At 62.3% G+C, this 18,362-nt stretch carries 19 protein-coding genes; 8 read left to right on the top strand and 11 right to left on the bottom strand.

Going from position 1 to position 18,362, the window contains the following annotated elements; translation table 11 throughout:
- Positions 1–20 precede the first annotated feature (20 nt).
- A complete protein-coding gene (locus AC1DES_RS01480) occupies positions 21–455 on the top strand; it encodes a bleomycin resistance protein (protein ID WP_476893916.1) in 435 nt (144 codons plus the stop codon).
- A 157-nt stretch (positions 456–612) separates the two neighbouring features.
- Here AC1DES_RS01480 and AC1DES_RS01475 read toward each other — a convergent pair whose 3' ends face one another.
- Positions 613–849 (bottom strand): hypothetical protein, encoded by a 237-nt coding sequence (locus AC1DES_RS01475; protein WP_476893915.1) that lies wholly within the window; start codon positions 847–849, stop codon positions 613–615.
- Between the two features lie 83 nt (positions 850–932).
- On the opposite strand from AC1DES_RS01475, the gene AC1DES_RS01470 reads away from it, so the two are divergent.
- Complete coding sequence (locus tag AC1DES_RS01470) at positions 933–1,865, top strand: aminoglycoside phosphotransferase family protein (RefSeq protein ID WP_476893914.1); 933 nt, start codon at positions 933–935, stop codon at positions 1,863–1,865.
- Here AC1DES_RS01470 and AC1DES_RS01465 read toward each other — a convergent pair.
- Complete coding sequence (locus AC1DES_RS01465) at positions 1,846–2,448, bottom strand: GNAT family N-acetyltransferase (RefSeq protein ID WP_476893913.1); 603 nt, start codon at positions 2,446–2,448, stop codon at positions 1,846–1,848. The two genes, AC1DES_RS01470 and AC1DES_RS01465, sit on opposite strands and share 20 nt — an antisense overlap.
- Before the next feature lie 336 nt (positions 2,449–2,784).
- Here AC1DES_RS01465 and AC1DES_RS01460 point away from each other — a divergent pair, with 336 nt between their 5' ends.
- The gene (locus AC1DES_RS01460; RefSeq protein ID WP_476893912.1) at positions 2,785–2,976 is read left to right on the top strand and encodes a hypothetical protein; all 192 of its coding nucleotides are present in this window, start codon (positions 2,785–2,787) and stop codon (positions 2,974–2,976) included.
- A 1,189-nt stretch (positions 2,977–4,165) separates the two neighbouring features.
- On the opposite strand, the gene AC1DES_RS01455 is transcribed toward AC1DES_RS01460, so the two are convergent.
- The 3 genes from AC1DES_RS01455 to AC1DES_RS01445 all read right to left on the bottom strand — a co-directional run bounded on the left by AC1DES_RS01455 (position 4,166) and on the right by AC1DES_RS01445 (position 6,229).
- Positions 4,166–4,528 (bottom strand): ASCH domain-containing protein, encoded by a 363-nt coding sequence (locus AC1DES_RS01455; protein WP_476893911.1) that lies wholly within the window; start codon positions 4,526–4,528, stop codon positions 4,166–4,168.
- Between the two features lie 229 nt (positions 4,529–4,757).
- Positions 4,758–5,663 (bottom strand): hypothetical protein, encoded by a 906-nt coding sequence (locus AC1DES_RS01450; protein ID WP_476893910.1) that lies wholly within the window; start codon positions 5,661–5,663, stop codon positions 4,758–4,760.
- A 287-nt stretch (positions 5,664–5,950) separates the two neighbouring features.
- On the bottom strand, positions 5,951–6,229 hold the full coding sequence (locus AC1DES_RS01445; protein WP_476893909.1) for a helix-turn-helix transcriptional regulator: 279 nt from the start codon (positions 6,227–6,229) through the stop codon (positions 5,951–5,953).
- A 197-nt stretch (positions 6,230–6,426) separates the two neighbouring features.
- On the opposite strand from AC1DES_RS01445, the gene AC1DES_RS01440 reads away from it, so the two are divergent.
- The 3 genes from AC1DES_RS01440 to AC1DES_RS01430 all read left to right on the top strand — a co-directional run bounded on the left by AC1DES_RS01440 (position 6,427) and on the right by AC1DES_RS01430 (position 8,656).
- Entirely contained in the window at positions 6,427–7,146 is a 720-nt protein-coding gene (locus AC1DES_RS01440; protein WP_476893908.1) for a DUF4389 domain-containing protein, read from the top strand.
- 177 nt (positions 7,147–7,323) lie between these two features.
- Positions 7,324–8,103, top strand: coding sequence for a DUF4386 domain-containing protein (locus AC1DES_RS01435; protein ID WP_476893907.1), 780 nt, complete (start codon positions 7,324–7,326; stop codon positions 8,101–8,103).
- A 157-nt stretch (positions 8,104–8,260) separates the two neighbouring features.
- The gene (locus AC1DES_RS01430; RefSeq protein ID WP_476893906.1) at positions 8,261–8,656 is read left to right on the top strand and encodes a hypothetical protein; all 396 of its coding nucleotides are present in this window, start codon (positions 8,261–8,263) and stop codon (positions 8,654–8,656) included.
- A 944-nt stretch (positions 8,657–9,600) separates the two neighbouring features.
- On the opposite strand, the gene AC1DES_RS01425 is transcribed toward AC1DES_RS01430, so the two are convergent.
- Positions 9,601–9,978 (bottom strand): hypothetical protein, encoded by a 378-nt coding sequence (locus AC1DES_RS01425; RefSeq protein WP_476893905.1) that lies wholly within the window; start codon positions 9,976–9,978, stop codon positions 9,601–9,603.
- 363 nt (positions 9,979–10,341) lie between these two features.
- On the bottom strand, positions 10,342–10,746 hold the full coding sequence (locus AC1DES_RS01420) for a VOC family protein (protein ID WP_476893904.1): 405 nt from the start codon (positions 10,744–10,746) through the stop codon (positions 10,342–10,344).
- Between the two features lie 181 nt (positions 10,747–10,927).
- Between AC1DES_RS01420 and AC1DES_RS01415 the strand changes: the two genes are divergently transcribed.
- On the top strand, positions 10,928–13,627 hold the full coding sequence (locus AC1DES_RS01415; RefSeq protein ID WP_476893903.1) for an RCC1 domain-containing protein: 2,700 nt from the start codon (positions 10,928–10,930) through the stop codon (positions 13,625–13,627).
- Positions 13,628–14,379: 752 nt separating this feature from the next.
- On the opposite strand, the gene AC1DES_RS01410 is transcribed toward AC1DES_RS01415, so the two are convergent.
- Entirely contained in the window at positions 14,380–14,922 is a 543-nt protein-coding gene (locus AC1DES_RS01410) for a hypothetical protein (protein ID WP_476893902.1), read from the bottom strand.
- A 455-nt stretch (positions 14,923–15,377) separates the two neighbouring features.
- Positions 15,378–15,833 (bottom strand): N-acetyltransferase family protein, encoded by a 456-nt coding sequence (locus tag AC1DES_RS01405; protein WP_476893901.1) that lies wholly within the window; start codon positions 15,831–15,833, stop codon positions 15,378–15,380.
- A gap of 137 nt (positions 15,834–15,970) precedes the next feature.
- Between AC1DES_RS01405 and AC1DES_RS01400 the strand changes: the two genes are divergently transcribed.
- A complete protein-coding gene (locus AC1DES_RS01400) occupies positions 15,971–16,435 on the top strand; it encodes an RES domain-containing protein (RefSeq protein WP_476893900.1) in 465 nt (154 codons plus the stop codon).
- Between the two features lie 256 nt (positions 16,436–16,691).
- Here the strand turns inward: AC1DES_RS01400 and AC1DES_RS01395 are convergent, their stop codons facing one another.
- Together AC1DES_RS01395 and AC1DES_RS01390 are read right to left on the bottom strand one after the other, a co-directional pair.
- Entirely contained in the window at positions 16,692–17,642 is a 951-nt protein-coding gene (locus AC1DES_RS01395) for an ABC transporter permease (protein ID WP_476893899.1), read from the bottom strand.
- On the bottom strand, positions 17,632–18,357 hold the full coding sequence (locus AC1DES_RS01390) for an ABC transporter ATP-binding protein (RefSeq protein ID WP_476893898.1): 726 nt from the start codon (positions 18,355–18,357) through the stop codon (positions 17,632–17,634). Before AC1DES_RS01390 ends, AC1DES_RS01395 begins: the two co-directional genes overlap by 11 nt.
- Positions 18,358–18,362 lie beyond the last annotated feature (5 nt).

The following is an 18,362-nucleotide window of genomic DNA, read 5'->3' as shown; positions in this document are numbered from 1 at the left end:
GGCAGTGCGACTATAGGTGCATGACTCAAAGCCTCGAACCAGCGCTTGTTCCCGAGCTCTTGGTCGTTGATCTAGATCGCAGCCTTGCATTCTGGTGCGATGTTTGTGGATTTGAGGTGCTTTACTCGCGACCTGAGGAGCGCTTTGCATACATCGCTCTCGGTGTTGCTCACCTGATGCTTGAGCAAATCGGGGTCGGCCGGAACTGGATTACGGGCCCATTGGAGGCTCCCCATGGCCGCGGCATCAACTTTCAGATCAACGTCCCCAACACAACACTGCTATCTAAAGCGCTAGCGAGTGCCGGGATCGATGTCCTTATGCAGCCCGAGACGAAGTGGTACCGCATCGGCAACGAGGAGGCCGGGGTGGAGCAGTTCCTCGTTAGCGATCCGGACGGCTACCTAATACGTTTCCAGTCAACTCGCGGCCGCCGCCCCGCCCCACATATCTAGATCCCCGGGCGTGGAGCCAGTCGCAGAGTATGACCGTCGGATGCGACGGCCACCACGTGTCCCGTAGAGGGTTCCCTCCAGCGGGATCGCTGAACGTGCCGCTAGGGTGAGGCCATGGTAAGCAGTCCGGCGATTCGGTTGACCCGACACGGATCAACTACTCGTCCTCAGAAACCTCATCGTTTGCCGTTTCCTCGATCCAGTCGATTGCCTCATCCGAGAGGAAAAATCCCTCCGGAGCGTTGTCCCCAATCCAGGAAGAATCTGCCGTCGGTGCGCCTGCCACAGCCATGATCTGATCCAGAATGTTCGGCGGTACGACGTCGCCGTTGTTGTTGATCAACCATTGCTGGGTTGACGGGTCCACCTTTGGCCACCACTCTTCAATGCGCATGGCCTTATCTTGGCACGGCGCCAAACTGGCCGTTAGAGGAACCTCCACTGGGACGTTCGCGCAAAGCAGCTAACGTAGCCAGCATGGCTATGCACGACGATGAGTTGCACATTGACGAGCAAGTCGCTCGTCGGCTGATCATCGACCAGTTTCCGGAATGGCGCCTTGAATGTGTCCGTCGCATCACAACGGACGGCACAGTGAACGCCATTTTTCGAATCGGTGCCGACCTTACGGCACGATTCCCGCTGCGCTCCGCCGATCCAACCGATATGAGGGCGGAGCTCGCCCGGGAAGCTGCGGCAATGCGCGAGTTGGCCGCATGTTGTCCGGTCGCGACACCGGCGCCTGTTGCCATGGGCGATCCGGGTTACGGCTATCCATTGCCGTGGACTGTTCAGACCTGGATCCACGGGGCAGTTGCAACACCCCACGACTTAGCGCACTCCGAAATGTTTGCCCATGACGTCGTGGACCTCATACGTTCGCTTCGCGCTGCCGACACGAAGGGACGCCATTTCGCCGGCTCTGGGCGTGGTGGAGACCTTCATGGCTCTGACGCGTGGATGGAAGCCTGTTTCCGAGAAAGTGATGGACTCCTTCCGGTCGATCGGCTCCGCGCACTCTGGGCGGAATTCCGGAGCTTGCCTAATGCTGACACCGTGGTGATGACGCACGGTGATTTGATTCCCGGTAATCTCCTCGTTGAGGACGGCCGATTGGTTGGCGTGCTGGATGGCGGGGGGTTCGCTCCGGCTGACCCATCTCTCGATCTTGTCGCCGCATGGCACATGCTCGATGACGAGAGGAGGTCACTCCTCCGCAGTGAGCTGGCTTGCGGTGACCTTGAGTGGTGGCGCGGAGCCGCATGGGCATTCCAGCAGGCGATGGGCCTGGTGTGGTACTACCGGGAGACGAACCCAAGGATGAGCGCGCTTGGGCAGGCCACCTTGGCGCGCATCCTCAATGACCCAGTACTTTCGGCGCTTACCTCCGCTAGTCCAGGCGCCCGTTAGCCGATCCTCTACGACTCAGTGGTACGTCGGTTTCAAGAATCGACATGTAGTGAACGTCAATCCATTGCTCGTCGAACCACAGTGCGTCCCGGCCCGTTCCTTCGTAGCGAAATCCTACTTTCTCATAGACATGCCGGGCGCGCGGGTTGAAGGCATAAACCTCAAGAGCTATTCGGTGAAGACCAAGCTCGTGTATGCCGTGCCGGACAATCAGCTCGGTCGCCTCACTGCCAAGCCCTCGGCCGCGGCCTTCGGCGCCAAGGAAAGTGCGGAAGCCGCAGGAGCGATTCAACTCGTTCCAGTCGTTGAGCACGACTTCTCCAACCATCGCGTCCGTCGCCTGATCGATCACGGCGAGGACGAGACGGTCATCAGCGGAGCTCCAGCGTTCGTACGTCACGCGGAGGTCATCAACAGTCCAAGGCAGCGTCGTCTGCCTGCTGGAGTGCACTGTTCCGGTCAGAATTGCGGCTTCGGCGTCCTGAAGTATCCGATGCATTGTAGGTGCGTCCTGAGCCTGAACCGGTCGCAGTTTGACGCGTCGGCCCTCGATTGTCGGCTTATGCGTGAAGATCGTGGTCATGCGGCTAGTTTGTCAGGAACTTTCAGAACCTCGCCCGTAAGCGGATCCCTCACCGTGCACATGGATACAACCAGTGGAGACGTCCGGTGCGGGACCGGCTAACGGGCGCAGGCTAGGCGGACCCAAGCGTGAGGAAGGATGGTGCCATGGAGTCAATCTCGTGGCCGAAAGCGTGGCAACCGGAGGCCTGTGCCGCCCTGCTTCCGTTAATAATGGCCGATGACCGAGTCGAAATCATTGTGGGGGATCCCCTCACTTCGATTGACGGCAGTGTTATGGAGGGGTACGTCTACCTCGAAGGTGACGATTTGATGATTGTTTACGATCGCTCTGGTCGTGCAGACGTTCATCCGTGGCGGCTCCTGGCGGGGCCTGTACTTCAAATCGTTAGTCTCTCAGGCCGTCGACGCAGATCGATTTACCGACATCCGCAGTGGACAAGACCTCGACGTAATTGGACGCCGCTCGATGATGCTTCCGCTCTCTCTCGCCCCATTGCTTCGCCACGACATCGTCCTCCTCGATTGACCACGTCGTTGCTGTTCGTAGTATTTGCTATCGTGACCGTCAACCGAACAACGCCACTCCCAACCAAGCCGAGGTCCTTCTGGAACCGTCAAAACCGTCCGCAGCTGACCCCGCCGCGATGACGTATTTCGATCGCCTGATAGCTTCGGGAAAATACGGAAGAGAGTCCCTGTATTACTGGAACAGGTTTGGGAACTTCTTCTTGCTGTTCAAGGCCATTTTCGTAGTGGAAGCCCTTGCTATGGTCGCTACCGTATTATCGACCCGGCCCAAAGTATCAAGCCCGTTCTTCTACATTCCTATGAGCGTCTTCGGTCTGACGCTCGTCATCTACCTCACGATCGCCGTCCTTCGGTTGTCGGCACTACTTCGTTCAAGGGCTCGCGATCGCCGGAACTTGAAGCAGGGGGTGGCCCTCGATATACCGTCGGTAGGTTGGAGGCCGGCCCGTAACTGGAAGCCCGGCATGCCCGCCACATCTCAATTCGGCTAAACCGCCGCCCCAAGTCCACCCACACTGCCGCAGATCGTCCGCCGCAGGCCTACCCGCTTAACTTCACGCCGCTTCCAGACTGAAAACGAGCCACTCAGGGATCCTTCACCGGGCACCCGAACCCACCGCACGTTCCGGCGCTGTCATCGTCGCATGATCCAGTCCACTGGGTAGCCGAGTTCCTCGAGAGTTAGGAGCAGCGGTTCCGGAGGTGACGCATAGACATAGATTTCAAAGCCTTCCCCGCGGATGTGGATTCGCGTGGAAAATAGTCCGCGTGTCGTGAACACCTCGAATACGTGTTCCCTGCGGAAGTGCCATGGTCCGAAAATGAGCCCAAGGCCGAACCTAAACCTAAAATGGAGCTTCTCTGAGGTCGCGGTGAGTTCTACGAGCGGTATCGTGGCTCGGATTGTCCGGTACTCGATGCCGACATTACTTCGATAAGGCTCCATCGGCCTGCGTCTCCCCAGTCGGCTTAGTATGTGCGCCCAAAGTACTGCCTGAATGCGCAAAGGTCTCGTTCCAACCAACAACAGTAAGCGGCTTGTGTCCGGTACCAACCACCCCGCCCGCCAAGGGATCCTTTACCGTGCACTCGTTAGGCCGGACTTTTTGCCGGGAGTTTAGTGCTGGACGGGGACACAGAAGCCCACTAAAACAGCTTCCGTCGAGTCCGAGACCGTAAAGGTGGGATCACGCATGGCGGCACGAAAGGGGGGGGCTATGCCAGAATTCCTCGTGCCCTGCACGCCAGTCGGAGACTGCCTGGTAACCCTCGCCTTCGTCGACCGCGTGAGCTGCATCAACGGCGCCAAGGGGCACTACGCGAACCTCGGTAACTTCCGTGATGCAGACGGGCCGCCCTGACGAATCAAGGACCACGCCGCGTTCGCCAACGACGGGCAACGGCTCGTCGTCTAGCTCGTATTGGACGACAAGAGAGGTCGTGCTCGTCTTCCGTCCGTCAAGGATCGCGTCCACGAGTGCATTTCGCAGAGGGCCCGGAAACCCGTACTCTTCGACCGGCAGACCAGCAATTTCGTCTGGAGATAGCATGCTGAAAATCCTAAGCTTTCCCCCCTTGAGTGGTTACTTCTCAGCGTCCGACTGAGGTGGCGGCTCCGGCATGGTCACGGCTGGTTGCCCAGCACGAAGGTTAGCGCGGTCATCCAGGGTGAGTCCTAGGGGTACGTTCTAGTGCCCGGTAAAGGATCGTTGAACGGGCGCTTTCGAAGGCGGCGCAGTGGGCCAATCTTGTTGGGGGAATGCTGCATGGCCTCATTGGTTATGAGAGGCCACCTTTTTTGAAGAGATTCGGCCACCGCTTGCTTTGCCGGCGTGTATGGGTACGAGTCAGCTCACGCATCGCCTCGTAACGGGGTTGGTCCATGAACACGCCGAACCACTTCCATTGGACCGCCGAAAGGATGACTTCGCCACTCATCACCGACCCATCGCGGTAATCGCCTGCCGGAGGCCGGGTGATGCCCTGGGCGATCACCTCACCGATGTCCGCGTTGAACACTGAGGCTTTCTGCGCTGTGAAAACACTAAACAAGTTCGGGCGTATCCTGGCCGGTCCCTGTCTGACAGGATTGGGAACTTCGCTGTCGGTATACAGGGGCGGCGCGGTGGCCATGAACTCTTGCGTCGGCAGCTCCCCTGTGTCCTCCCATAGCAGCAGTTCCACCACCGGGTTTTCGGTTCCTTTTGGCCAGCCGGGTTCATGCCCGACCACCACCGCGATCGCGCGCTTGCCGCCCGGAGACTTCAGCAGCACAGCATCACCAACGGAAAACTCCACACCATACGGCACCTGAAGCTTCAAGTCTTTCGGTGCCGGCTGCGGTCCGGCGAGTTTAGTCCGTAGCCTGTTCAGCACTTGCTGGCGCTGTTTCGCCAAGCCAGCATCCTCCTCTTCCCAGCGGGCAACGTCGCCCCCGCGGTCAAGGATGTCCAGTGCCTTCTCCCGCACGTCGGGACGGAGTCGACCGGTCTCATGCTGGGCTGCGGCCAGGGCAAGCCAAAAAACCACACCCTCGTCAGGGTCGTCCGCCTGGGCCGCATAAGAATTGATGAGCTTTGCCGTCAGTTGTTCGGGCGGAATTCTGTCGAGAATCCCTTCTCGCCAGTCCGCACGCACATCAGCGGCCACGTCATCAGAAAAAATCGCAGTACCCCAGCTACCCATACGGACAGCATAAGCACGGCAGTGGATACCGTCAGACCCCCGGATCAGGCCTGTTTCATTTGCGGATCCCTTACCGGACACCGTTACTGAACTAGCTGTAACCCCCATTGAGGTTGTGCACGCGTTCGATGAAGTGATTGGCATTTGATGCCGCTGTGGGCCTCACCGTGATTGTAGTAGGGAACCCAGTCCTGGCGAACAGAGCACTCGGAGATCACTGAGTCTCCGCTGGCTATGGCAGTTTGATTCAGCGTGACCGTTGAGGGCGGGTGTTGGGTTGCCTTTTCTCACTCCCGCTTGAGGAGGACGTCGAGAATTTCACCGACCGCGACCTCGTCCAGACCTTCACGGCGTATCGGCTGGTTCGGATGCAGGTCGTAGAAGTTGCGGCTCCCGACCCGGCGACGAGTCAAGTAACCGCCCTCGACCAAATCCGAAACGAGACGGTGCGCCGCCCGCTCCTGGACCCCCACGCTTTCGGCGACCTCCCGGATCCGGATCCCGGGGTGTCGCGCGACGCAGTAAAGCGCATGCAGGTGATTAGTCAGAAAGCCCCATTCAGCCATGTCTCCATAATAGCTGTCATGGAGGACATGTCCCTATTGACCTGTCCCATATACCGTCCTACCGTTGCGGGTATCGGCGTAAGAACCCCACCGTCGACAGAGTCGCGGACCTGGCCGAACTGGAGAGACCCCGCCCGCCGCTGTAACGCCGACGCCCCGGTCAGGGCAACGGTTTACAGCTCAAGGAAGGACTTCTCATGGCACAACTAACTTCATACCCGCTCGTTCTCGACGGGGAGCGTTCCCCGCGCCTGAGCCGTTGGCTATGGCTCGTCAAATGGCTGCTGATCATCCCTCACATCATTGTTTTGTTCTTCCTGTGGATCGTTTTCCTGGTGCTGTCGGTCGTGGCATTCTTCGCAATCTTGTTCACCGGACGCTATCCGCGGGCAATTTTTGACTTCAACGTCGGCGTGCTGCGCTGGACGTGGCGGGTCAGCTTCTACTCCTACAGTGCGCTGGGCACAGACGACTATCCCCCGTTCACGCTGGCCGACGATCCGGACTACCCGGCACGGCTGTCCGTTGAGTACCCGCAGTCGCTTTCACGCGGACTCGTGTTGGTGAAATGGTGGCTGCTCGCGCTCCCGCACTACCTGATTGTCTGTGTGTTCACCGGAGCCGCCTTCGGCGGCTATAACCAGGTGCGTGATGGAAACGCCTGGGCTTACGGCAGTGGCCTGATCGGCCTGCTGGTCTGCATCGCCGGTCTCGTCCTGTTGTTCGCCGGCCGCTACCCCCGCGGCGTGTTCGACCTCGTCATGGGCATGAACCGCTGGGTGTTCCGCGTCACCGCCTACGCGGCGCTGATGACCGACCAATATCCGCCGCTCCGGCTCGACATGGGTGGCAGCGAACCACCGCCAAGCGCAGACGCCTCCATCATGCTCGGGCCGAATCCGCTGCCGACGACCTAAAAGAGTCCAAACACGGTTGAAGTGGCGGGCACCGACAAGCCAGAAGTGAACAGCTTCACGAACCGCTTCGAACCTGAATGACAGTGGCCTTCCACCCATCATTTTCTCCCACCACACCCGGCGCCGTGCAGCGCGATTCTCACAACCCGGAGCAACCCACCTTCGAAGGAGTACGTCATGACGGCCAACACCCATATCAACCCGCCGGTCCGAGGACCCGCCCAGCGGCGCCGAATGCACCCAATGAGGCGAATCTCGCTGGCCGCCGGCATCCTGTACGTGCTCACGTTTGTCTCCATCCCCACCCTCGCGCTGTACAAAGCCGTGAAGGATGACCCAGGCGCCTTCGTCCTGGGCGCCGGCAGTGCCACGGGGGTGCAGTGGGGAGCCCTGTCCGAGGTCGTCGTCGGCCTGGCAGGCATCAGCACCGCCGTAGTGCTGTACCCGGTCGCCAAGCGAGTCAGCCAAACCGCAGCCCTGGGGCTCGTGGCCGCCCGACTCCTGGAAACCTGCCTCATCTTCGTCAGCGTCGTCAGCCTGCTCACGATCCTCACCCTGCGGAACGACGTTGCCGGCACCACCGGCACGGACTCTGCCTCACTGGTCACGATGAGTCATAGCCTTATGGCAACCTACAACTGGACATTCCTGCTCTCCCAAAGCCTGATGCCCGTGGCCTGCGACCTTCTGCTGGGCTACGTGCTCTACCGCTCCGCCCTGGTGCCCCGGATCCTGCCGATCATCGCATTCATCGGCGCCCCGCTGCTCCTGGCTTCCGACGTCGCGATCTACTTCGGCGCCTATGGCGCGGTGTCCCCGATCGCCGTTCTTGCCGCACTGCCCGTGGCCGTGTTCGAACTGTCCCTGGGCATCTATCTGATCGTCAAGGGCTTCAGGCCAACGCCTCTGACCACTGGCCCCACATCGACCGGCAACCACTCCGGGTTCCCGGGCTGAGCGAGGCCTGCCGACGACAGCCCGGATCATCGGGACTATTTCTCGCGGCTTTCCTGACACATGGGTGGTGCAAGGGGTGGTACGACCCGAGGCAGGCTCCCGGGTGTCTGCGAGCCTGACCAATCTTCCAATAGTTAAACGACCAAAAGGTTTGACCATGTTCACTCTTCGCAACCTTGGGGGGATCGCGCTGCTGATGGCCGGAAGCAGCTGGCTCTGGCTCACTCCCACTTTCGCTACTCGCGGCCAGGATACCTCCGGTGCCTTGTGGAACATTACGATGGTTCTTTCCTTGCTGACCGTCCTCGGCTTCTGCGTCGCGACCTGGGGATTGTTCGACAGCTGGAACTGGTGGGAATACCCTGCACTCGCCTCCGCTGGACTTGGGCTTCTTGCCCTCTTGCCATACTGGTTTGCCGCGGTAGGCGCCGGCGAGACAATCGGAACGACCGCATGGAATGCTTTCGTGCACGTACTGATGGTCGCCCTCGTGGCGGCGCTGCTGCTCGTGCCACCGCTAGAACGGTGGGTCGAACAACAAGTCATGAGCTAAGGGAGGAACCGAGGAAGGTGACTGTTTCCCGCCACCCGGTGTCCCGGGTCGACATGGGCACCAGCGGCGATCAGCCTTCTCGCCCGGCGCTCATGCTCGGGTTCTGGGCAGCACTTGCTACCGCGACCACCTACATCGTCTTTGAAGTCGGTTTGCTCCTGGACCCGGTCATGGATTTCGCCCTGGGATGTTTGGATCCCGATAGGGCCTCGGCCCTCATCGCTCCCGCTTCCCTGCTGCTGACCGTGAGCATCTACGTATCCCCCACCCCAACTCGTCGCCTCAGTTGTCAGCCCGACGTTGCGCCTCCAACTCCTTGCGTTCGCGCCTGGCAGAAAGGCCGAAAGGTATGACGACGGCAGCAGCACCAGCGCCAGCAGGACTGTTGGCCAGAACCCCAACCAGGGTCGAATGAACCCTGATGCAACAAGCGCCCCCATGAACGCCCAGAGGTTTGCTCTAGCAAAACGCTTCATCCTTGGGGAAAGATCTTTGTACGCATCGGAACCGACCGTGGGTCACGATAGCGACTCAGCAGGAAGACCGCCAAGGGTAGTTGTCTCGAAACCCTTGGGATTTGAGGCGCTGAGGTTATGCGACACAGGGATTCAGCTGTCCCGTAAGGGGATCCTTTACCGGGCGCCGCCGCGAGTGAGCGTGACCAGTAACGCTCGTATTCGTGCGCTGGCCACACCGCATCGTCCGCGGCTCCTGACGCCGCGCCAATTCGCGGAACGCCGACACTGACCTTTGCACGAAACACTGCACGTGTGGAGTTGGTCGCTCTGTGGCGGCGTTTTTTGGTCGCTCCGCGTCGCAACAGTGCCCGTAAGGCGAGCACCTATTCCCAATACATCGCAGCCGCACGTGAGCAGAGGCGCATCTCATGACCGCCGACACGAAACGCCGAGGCTAGTCGACGCACCGGATCGCGTCGCAGACGTTCACGGCTGGGCGTGACGCTCCAACGCGTCCAGAGTCGTCTCGGGCGATGTGTTGAAGCAGAAGGTGATTCCGGGCGATTCCGCATTGCACACGTTAATGATCCGTTCGAAGAGCTCGGTGTACTCCGGGATCATCCTGATGCCGCCCCCGATCATCACGAGGCCGAAACGATCACGTCCGAACGCCGAGCGAATCTCTGCTTCGGCCTCGTCCGGGGAGGTGCCGATCAGGCAGTTGACGGCGTCGAAGCCGGCGGCCGTAGTGGCCCCGAACCCCGCTTCGATCCGTTCGGTCATCGTGGCCTCGTCGAGGCCAGGAGGCAGCTTGCTAGAGTCGAGGGCTCGCGCGTGGATGCCGATCATGAGGATTCGAGTCATGGGCCTCATTGTGGCATGCACGCCTCACCAACGAATTAGCCAAACCGCACCACCAATCAGGCGGCCCCGCTGGATCCTTGCTCGACCCGCCCCGCCCCAGATGAGCCCGTAGTGCAGAGGACTCCTGACGTTCCGTGCAGACGACTTCGGAATATGACATCGGTGGGCCGGCCCCAGGTTGCGACCGCCCGTTAGACGGTCCCTCGTCGCGACACCCTCGGCTCGCTCCCCCGCCGCGAAAAATCCCATACGAATGCTGTGTGACTGTTAGCCCGGAATGGCGGTTAATTCGCAGCCTGACATGGCGGTTTTGCCGTTCCACTTACGGAACCCTGAGCGGGCGTTCTGACTGAGCCGGCGTTCCTACACGGTGGCAACGAGTTCTAGTTCGAAGCCATCGGAGTTCACGAGATAAGCGGCGTAGTGTTCGGGCCCGCCGGCGTTCGGGTACTTGTCCGCGAACAACGGGCTCCAGCCGTGATGCGCGCTCTCCCCAGCCAGAGCGTCTACATCTTCTCGGCTCCCGGCCCCGAATGCCAGGTGATTCAGCCCGGGCGCAGTGCGCTGATGTTCTCGGCTGCTCAAGTCCGGTGATTCTTCGACGACTATGTAGGTGGGAGCCCGCCGCCAGCTGATCCCGTTGCTCCAGTTCTGATAATTCTCGTATCCCAAGCGGGACAAGATCCAACCCCATTCATCCTTGGCTCGCTTGAGGTTAGGTACCCACAGTTCAATATGGTGCAGGGCACCGTTGGAGTCATCGTTCACATTGTGAGTCTTTCATGCCTCCAGATCCGGTAGGCCGGCCACCGAAATGTGGACATTCATTGGTTTCGTGGCGACGACGTGTTATTTTGTGCCGAAAAGACGGCAAGTCCTGCCGTGGGTGCATCTTTTTGGGGGTTTCATGCACACGGCCAAAACATTGCCATATTCCTTAACGACTGCCGTGCTCACAGTCCTTTCTACGCTGGTCTTGGCCTGCGGCGGCGCCGTTCTCCCTGCATCCGCGGCTGCGGCCGCCGCATCCTCCGTCGCTGGTGCTGCGGTCAGGGCCGCTACGGCCCTCGCTCCCGCCGCCCCTGCATCCCCGGCGGGACTGACAGGCGTCAAGGCCATAGCCAGTGGCGCCCAGACGCAGTACGCGCTCATGACCGACGGAACCGTCAGGGCCTGGGGCAACGGCACCCGCGGGGAGCTTGGCAACGGCACCACGACCGACAGCAACGTCCCCGTCCAGGTCACCGGGCTCACCAGCGTCACGGCCGTAACGACGAGTTACCACACCGCCTACGCCCTGCTGCAGGACGGGACAGTACGGACCTGGGGCTACAACCAGCTGGGGATCGGGACCAACTACAACAGCGTCCCGGTCCAGGTGCCCGGCCCCACGGGCGTCACCTCGATCACCGCTACTGAAAGTACCTCGTACGCCCTGTTGCAGGACGGCACGGTCTGGGACTGGGGCGCCAGCCACTACGGCGAGCTCGGCAACGGCACCACGACCAACAGCAGGGTTCCCCCCGCCCAGATCTCCGGCCTCACCGGCGTCAGGATGATCACCAGCACGGGCAAGACCACGTACGCCCTGCTCCAGGACGGTACGGTACGGTCCTGGGGATGGAACTACGCCGGGCAGCTGGGGAACGGCACTACCGCCGACAGCAATGTCCCGGTCCAGGTTACGGGCCTGACCGGCGCCACATCGATCGCGTGCACTGACAACACCGCCTACGCCCTCCTGCAGGACGGCACCGTCCGTGCCTGGGGCTTCAACAACTACGGGGCGCTCGGCATCGGCACCTACGGTCCCGGCAGCAGCGTCCCCGTCCAGGTCACCGGCCTCACCGGAGTCACAGGGCTGGCGACCGCGTCGTTCACCGCCTATGCCCTGATGCAGGACGGGACCGTCCGCGCCTGGGGCAACAACTCCAACGGCGGCCTCGGCGGCGGTTTCATTTACGACGGCAGCGTCCCAGTCCAGGTCACCGGCCTCACCGGGGTCAGAGCGCTGGCGGCCGCGGACAACACCACCTACGCCGTAATGCAGGACGGGACCGTCCGCGCCTGGGGCTACAACCCTGCCGGCCAGGTCGGGAATGGCACCACAACCACCTCAAGGGTCCCCGTCCAGGTCACCGGCCTGACCGGCGTCACGGCCGTCTCGACCACGAGGCCCATGGAATTCACCACCGGCGCCCTGCTCGCGGACGGAACGGTCCGTGCCTGGGGCGACAACAAACACGGGCAGCTCGGCAACGGCGCCACCACCAACGCCACCACCATCCCCGTCCAAGTCGGCGATACCTCTGCGGACTCCACGCCGCCCGTCCTCACATCGGTTTCCTTGGAGTCACCGACCACGCTTAGGGTAGGGGACGTCCCCCAAATCCGCTGGACGGCCACTGATGAAAACCAGGTCGACAGCATGAGCTTCTGGGTGCGCGCGCCAGATCGTACCCTCATATACATCAGCTCAGCGGGCTCAACGACGACGGGAACAACGTCCTCGGGTCTGGCCGCCGCAGCGCCTGTCGATGGCCGCGCCTGGCCTGCGGGTCAATACCAGGTAGAAGCCGCCCAGTTCTATGACCTGGCCCGGAACCTTGCCGACACCAGATACGGCAATGCTCTCGGGACGGGCGTCGACCTCACGACCCTCACCTTCAATGTGACCTACGAACCGGCCGCAACAGCAATCCAGACGGCCGCCGCGAACGATCCCTACCTGGGATCCCAGGACTCGCCCGTCACCTGCGGGCAGGCCGGCGGCGGCTGCTACCAGCAGTACCGGAACGGACAGGTCCGGTGGTCCCCGACCACCGGAGCCCACTCCACCTCCGGGGACGTTTACACCGCCTGGGCCGTCCACGGAGCGGAGACGGGGCCCCTGGGCTACCCGGTCGCTGACCTCACGTGCGGGCAGCCCGGCGGCGGCTGCTACCAGGACTTCCAGGGCGGGGCGATCATCTGGTCCGCGGCCACCTTCGCGCACGCCTCCAGCGGGCCGACCCGGACGAAGTGGGGATCGACCGGGTTCCTCACCGGGCCCATGGGATACCCGACCTCGGATGTCGAGTGCGGCCAAGCCGGCGGCGGGTGCTACCAGGACTACCAGGGCGGGGCGATTATCTGGTCCACGGACACCGGCGCCCACCTGTCGACCGGGCCGATCCGGACGAAGTGGGGATCGACCGGGTTCCTCACCGGGCCCATGGGATACCCGGCCTCTGATGTCCAGTGTGGCCAGCCCGGGGGTGGCTGCTACCAGGACTATCAGGGCGGGGCGATCATCTGGTCCCCGGCCGGCGGCGCCCACCTGTCCACCGGGGCCATCCGCGGCAGATGGGGGCTCTCGGGATACCTGACCGGGCCCATGCGCTACCCGACCACGGATGTCCAGTGCGGCCAGCCCGGAGGCGGGTGCTACCAGGACTACCAGGGCGGGGCGATCATCTGGTCCCCGGACACCGGGGCGCACCTGTCCATGGGGGCCATCCGCCAGGCCTGGGCGGCCACCGGATTCCTCACCGGACGGCTGCGCTACCCCACCACCGAGGAGTACTCCACCGGAACCGGCAGCACCGTCCAGGACTACCAGGGCGGCCGCATCACCTGGTCCCCGGCCACCGGAGCTAAGGTCGGCTAGCTCAGTCCGGAACCGCTCCGCCGTAACGAGTCTGCCACCGGGGGTGTGACTTTCAGCGATAAATGGCGGCGTTCTCACAGCGCTATTTGGCGCAGGGTGCAGCCCGCAAGGGATCCCTCACCGTGCGAATGAGGAAGCGATGTCGGGAATGCCGAGAGGCGACTATTCGGGTATGTCCTGAAAGGACTGCGCTAAGCCGCAATTACCGTTGCCAACCGACCGGCGTCTGACTGCTCGCGTAGACGTGCAGCGGAGCAGCAGCGCATGCGGGACCTGTCCGCGGCCAACAATACCTTTGACTGTTCGAACGCTGGCTCGCCGGCCATAATATTTCGGGCGGCGGCATCCTTCTGGCTATTTCCTACGCGAGTCAGGCCAAGTGGTGTAACCGAGCTTCCGTTCCCGCGAGTAGGGCACCGATGCCTTGATGCTGATCACGAGTATTGGGGCGCCTTCAATGAAGATAAAGGATATCGGGATCCAAATGATCCAGGCGATTGTTTGTGCCCGAAATGCCACAATAAGCACTGTTGCGATAACCATGACCGCGCCTGTAGCGAGAACGGACACGATCCACGGGACCGCCCGACGGTGCCACACTCCCGAGGGCGGCTGCACTGGGAGAGTGTCCCATTGTTCGGGAGGAATGTATCTGACATCACCCAATATGCTCATGGCCTTTCAAATAGAGCCGCATCCGTTGGTGCTTCGAATCTAGGGAATCCATGGCGCGGCTCGTGATGTGACGCTTGTCAGTTGGTCCAGTCGGGGACTGCGGGATAAGCAGTCGTGTTCTTCAGCCGCAAGACGATGAGGGCCCGGGAAAGGATGAGTGCGTTTAGGCCGAGCCCGCTGATCTGGGTCCCCCCGGTCGATTTGGTTGTCATGTTGACGACGATGAGGATGAAGGCCGTGGCTGCCAGGATGATCGCGGCGATGAGCGGAGATTTGGCTGTGGAGCGTCGGGCTGCGATGTTCCAGGCCCCGATGCCGGTGTAGGCGATGGCAAGGATGCAGAAGACCCCGATGATCGCAATGGCGAGGGTCATGGCGCTCTCCGAGACGTAGCCGCCGGAGGCTTCAACGGCATTCTTCGCGCGGATGACTGAGGCGATGTTCGTGTAGGCGTAAAAGCCAGAGAAGAGGGCGAGGGCCAGTGACGTGCACCCCAGGATGAGCCGCCAGCGTTGGGACTTTTGAGCGTCCTGCGGGGAGAGCATCCCGACCGGACGCTGCGGCCCCGAAGGTTGTGCGGGCCACGGTTGCTGATAGGAGGAGTGATGGTTATTGCTCATAAGGGGCGCTTCTTTCTGGCGTATGCAGGAGCGCTCCTTGGCTGCCCCCAACTAGCAGAGCCTATACCGGGCGACGGCCTGATCGGTCGTTTCAGGGCGGTCATTTGTAGCGGGGTTTGGTCAGTCCAACTTCCAAAACCAGGCTCGTGAAACCAACTAAACGCGGTCGGTAACGGTGAGCAATTTGTCTATTCCAAAGTCGCCTGCTCCGAAACGCCGAAACGGAAGGAGATCTGGCGCTCGGTGTCACCGTGCGTCCGGTGTGGGTCTGGGGAATCCCATTGGTATCGGCGGTGGAGGCCGGCCCGCAACTGAAAGCCCGGCCGGCCCGCCACATCACAATTCGGCGAAACCGCCGCCTCAATTCCACCCACACTGCCGCAGATCGTCCGCGGAAGGCAAACAGCTTAACTTCATATCGCCTCCCGATTGAAAACGACCCACTCAGGGATCGCCTACCGGGACGCCTCGAAGAGAATGAGCTCAGACCGCCCGTCGTCCGCGGTGACTCCGCGGATCTTCGTGTATCGGGCGAGTGGCCGGAAATTGAGAGTCTCGTGCATTCTGATCGATGCCGTGTTGTGTTCGTTTGTGAAGTAGTAGGCGGTCGAGGCTCGGAGCCAGATCCAATCCAGTCTCGCCCGGGTAAGGGAAGAACCGGCTCCTCGCCGGCGAAATGCCGGAGCGACCACCACGCCCCCAAGATAGTAGCCCGCGGGAGAGTTGCCGTCGGAACCCGCGTGGAAATGTGTTTTGGCCACGCCGGCTACCTCGCCCTGTATGAACGCCACCAACACGACGCGGTCGTTCCTGGGCGCGATCATCTCGCTGGTCCAGTGGGTTCGGCCGCTGGCATCACAGAGTGCTAACACTTGCCCCAGGTCATCCGGGGTGGCTTCACGAATCTGCATGGCCACAGCGTACAAGGCGAGCCGAAACGACCCTGGTTCCTGCCTGTAAGTGAATTCCTTACCGGGAATCGTTGAAAGATTCACCACTGGCCGTGAGAGGCTCGGCATGTACGTTGAGACCCAGGGGGCAGGAAGCCATGGTTATGCACCGCGCCGAACCAATCGTCAAGGTCGATGATGCAGTAATGCGGACAGTGACAGGAAGCTTCTATCGCGCTGTTGATCCTGCCTACCGGGATGCCGCGTTGGAGGGGTCCCGGTCGGCGTGGCGGTATTCACGCCGGGACGTCCCGACGCTTTACCTGAGCTCCTCACGTGAGGGTGTCGCAGCAGCAATGATTGCCCACTCCAACGAGCGCACCCCCGAATTTGAGGTATTGCGATTCGACGTTGAGGCCGACCGGATTGTTGATCTTCGGGATCACGAGGCCTTGAGCGTGATCGGGATTGATCCCGCGGACGCCGCGGCGGACTGGCAGAACGTCGTTTCCAACGGCGGGTCACCCTCCTCGTGGAGAGTACGCGAGGCCCTTGAGCGCGTTGGGGCCTGCGGACTAATCGATCGGTGCAGGAATTTCCCTGCGGCGCTCCTTCGTCGCTGATTTCCTCCGGGAATTTCCCGCCCCTTGCCCCGCGGGTAGACAGGTCTCCGTCGGCCACAGCTCCGCAAGCTTCGCCAGCAGCCAAAACAACGGGGGGAGAGGGAAAGCTGGCCGGTCACCAAAGCCGCCTCTCCACCGGTCCGCGCCGTACCCTTTTCCAGCCGTTTGACAGACATAGAAGCGTCGCGGGGTCACGCACGGCCCATAAACCTGAGGAAAATGGGCGGCATGTGACCCCGCGTTGCTATGGAAGTCGCTAGCGGGTGCTTCCGGCCAGCAGGCCGCGGCGCCGGAGCAGCCGCTTCTCGATCGGGCCAAACACCAGCAGTTCGATCAGGATGCCGACGGCGAGGATCAGCACGATGGCGGTCATCACCGTGGTCATGTCCGACAGGACGCGGCCCTGGTCGAGCAGGGAGCCGAGGCCGAAGCCGATGGATCCCCCGACGGCGATGATCTCCGCGGCCATGAGGGAGCGCCAGGAGAACGCCCAGCCCTGCTTGAGGCCGCCCAGATAGCCGGGCAGCGCCGCCGGCAGGATGATCTGCGTGGCGAGCTGGAGCCGGGACGCACCCAGGACCGTGCCGACGCTGCGGTACTGCGGCGGGATCTGGTCCACACCGGAAATCAGCCCGTTGATGATGGAGGGGATCGCGCCCATGAACACCACGAAGTACACGGTTCCGTCCGTCAGCCCGAACCAGATGATCGCGGCCGGAACCCATGCCACCGAGGGCAGCACCTGCAGGCCCGAGATCAGCGGCCCGAACGCCCGGCGCAGCGGCGCCACCTGCGCCAGCAGGAGCCCCACCGGAGTTGCGATCACCACGCTGATCAGGAAGCCCACGACGCCGCGCTGCAGCGATGTCCACATGGCTTGCTGGGCTTTCCCTTCGTTCCAGAGCGTCCCCATCTGGCCAAGCACGTCCAGCGGGCCGGGCACGAGGTCGCGCCGTTTGAAACCCAGGGACACGTAGAACTGCCAGGCGACAAGGACAACCGCTAAGGCGGCGACCGGCAGCAGGATCCGGCTCCAGTCGATGCGGGCCTTGCGGTCGGTGTCGGACTGCAGGGAATCCAGGCCGGATTCAAGCTCGCGCAGGTCCTCCGTGCCGGTGGAGGACCGGGTCAGGGCTGCGTGAACTTTGCGCGTCTCGGCCGGGGCTTCCGCTGCGGCTTCGGCTACGGGGAGTTGGTTACTTGGCATGGCGGCGGATCTCCTCGCGTAGCCTGGCCGTGATGACGCCGGTCAGCTGGCCGGCCAGTCCGGCGTCGGTGCGGTGTTCTTCGGTGACGTGCCATTCCTGCACGACGCGGCCGGGCCGGGAGGAGAGCAGGAGCACGCGCTGGCCCAGGCGGACGGCTTCGCGGACGTTGTGGGTGACGAAGACGATGGTGCGGCCGGTTTCCTTCCAGATCCGTTCCAGTTCGTCATGGAGCAGGTCGCGGGTGATGGCGTCCAGAGCCGCGAACGGCTCGTCCATGAGGAGCAGCTGCCGGTCCTGGGCCAGCGAACGGGCCAAGGCCACGCGCTGTCGCATTCCGCCGGAGAGCTCATGCGGGCGTTTGTCCCCCGCGCCGCCCAGGTGCACGAGGTCCAGGAGTTCGTTGGCCTTCACCCGGCGCCCGGACTTTCCGACGCCGCGCAGCTTCAGGGCCAGCTCGATGTTCTCCCGCGCGGTCAGCCAGGGGAACAGCGCCGCGTCCTGGAACATGAAGGCGGCGCCGTCGCTGGGCACCTCCAGGGCTCCCGACGTCGGAGCCTCCAGTCCCGCCATGATGTTGAGCAGGGTGGACTTGCCGCAGCCGGACGCACCGAGCAGGGCGACGAACTCGCCCTGCCCGATGGCGGCGTTGACGTCGTCCAGCACCGGGTCGCCGTCGCCGAAGCGCTTGCCCAGGTGTTCCAGTACGACTGGCATGGTCA

It is taken from the genome of Arthrobacter sp. 05T442 (genome assembly GCF_056395945.1).
This window is presented reverse-complemented; position numbering and strand designations above follow the sequence as displayed.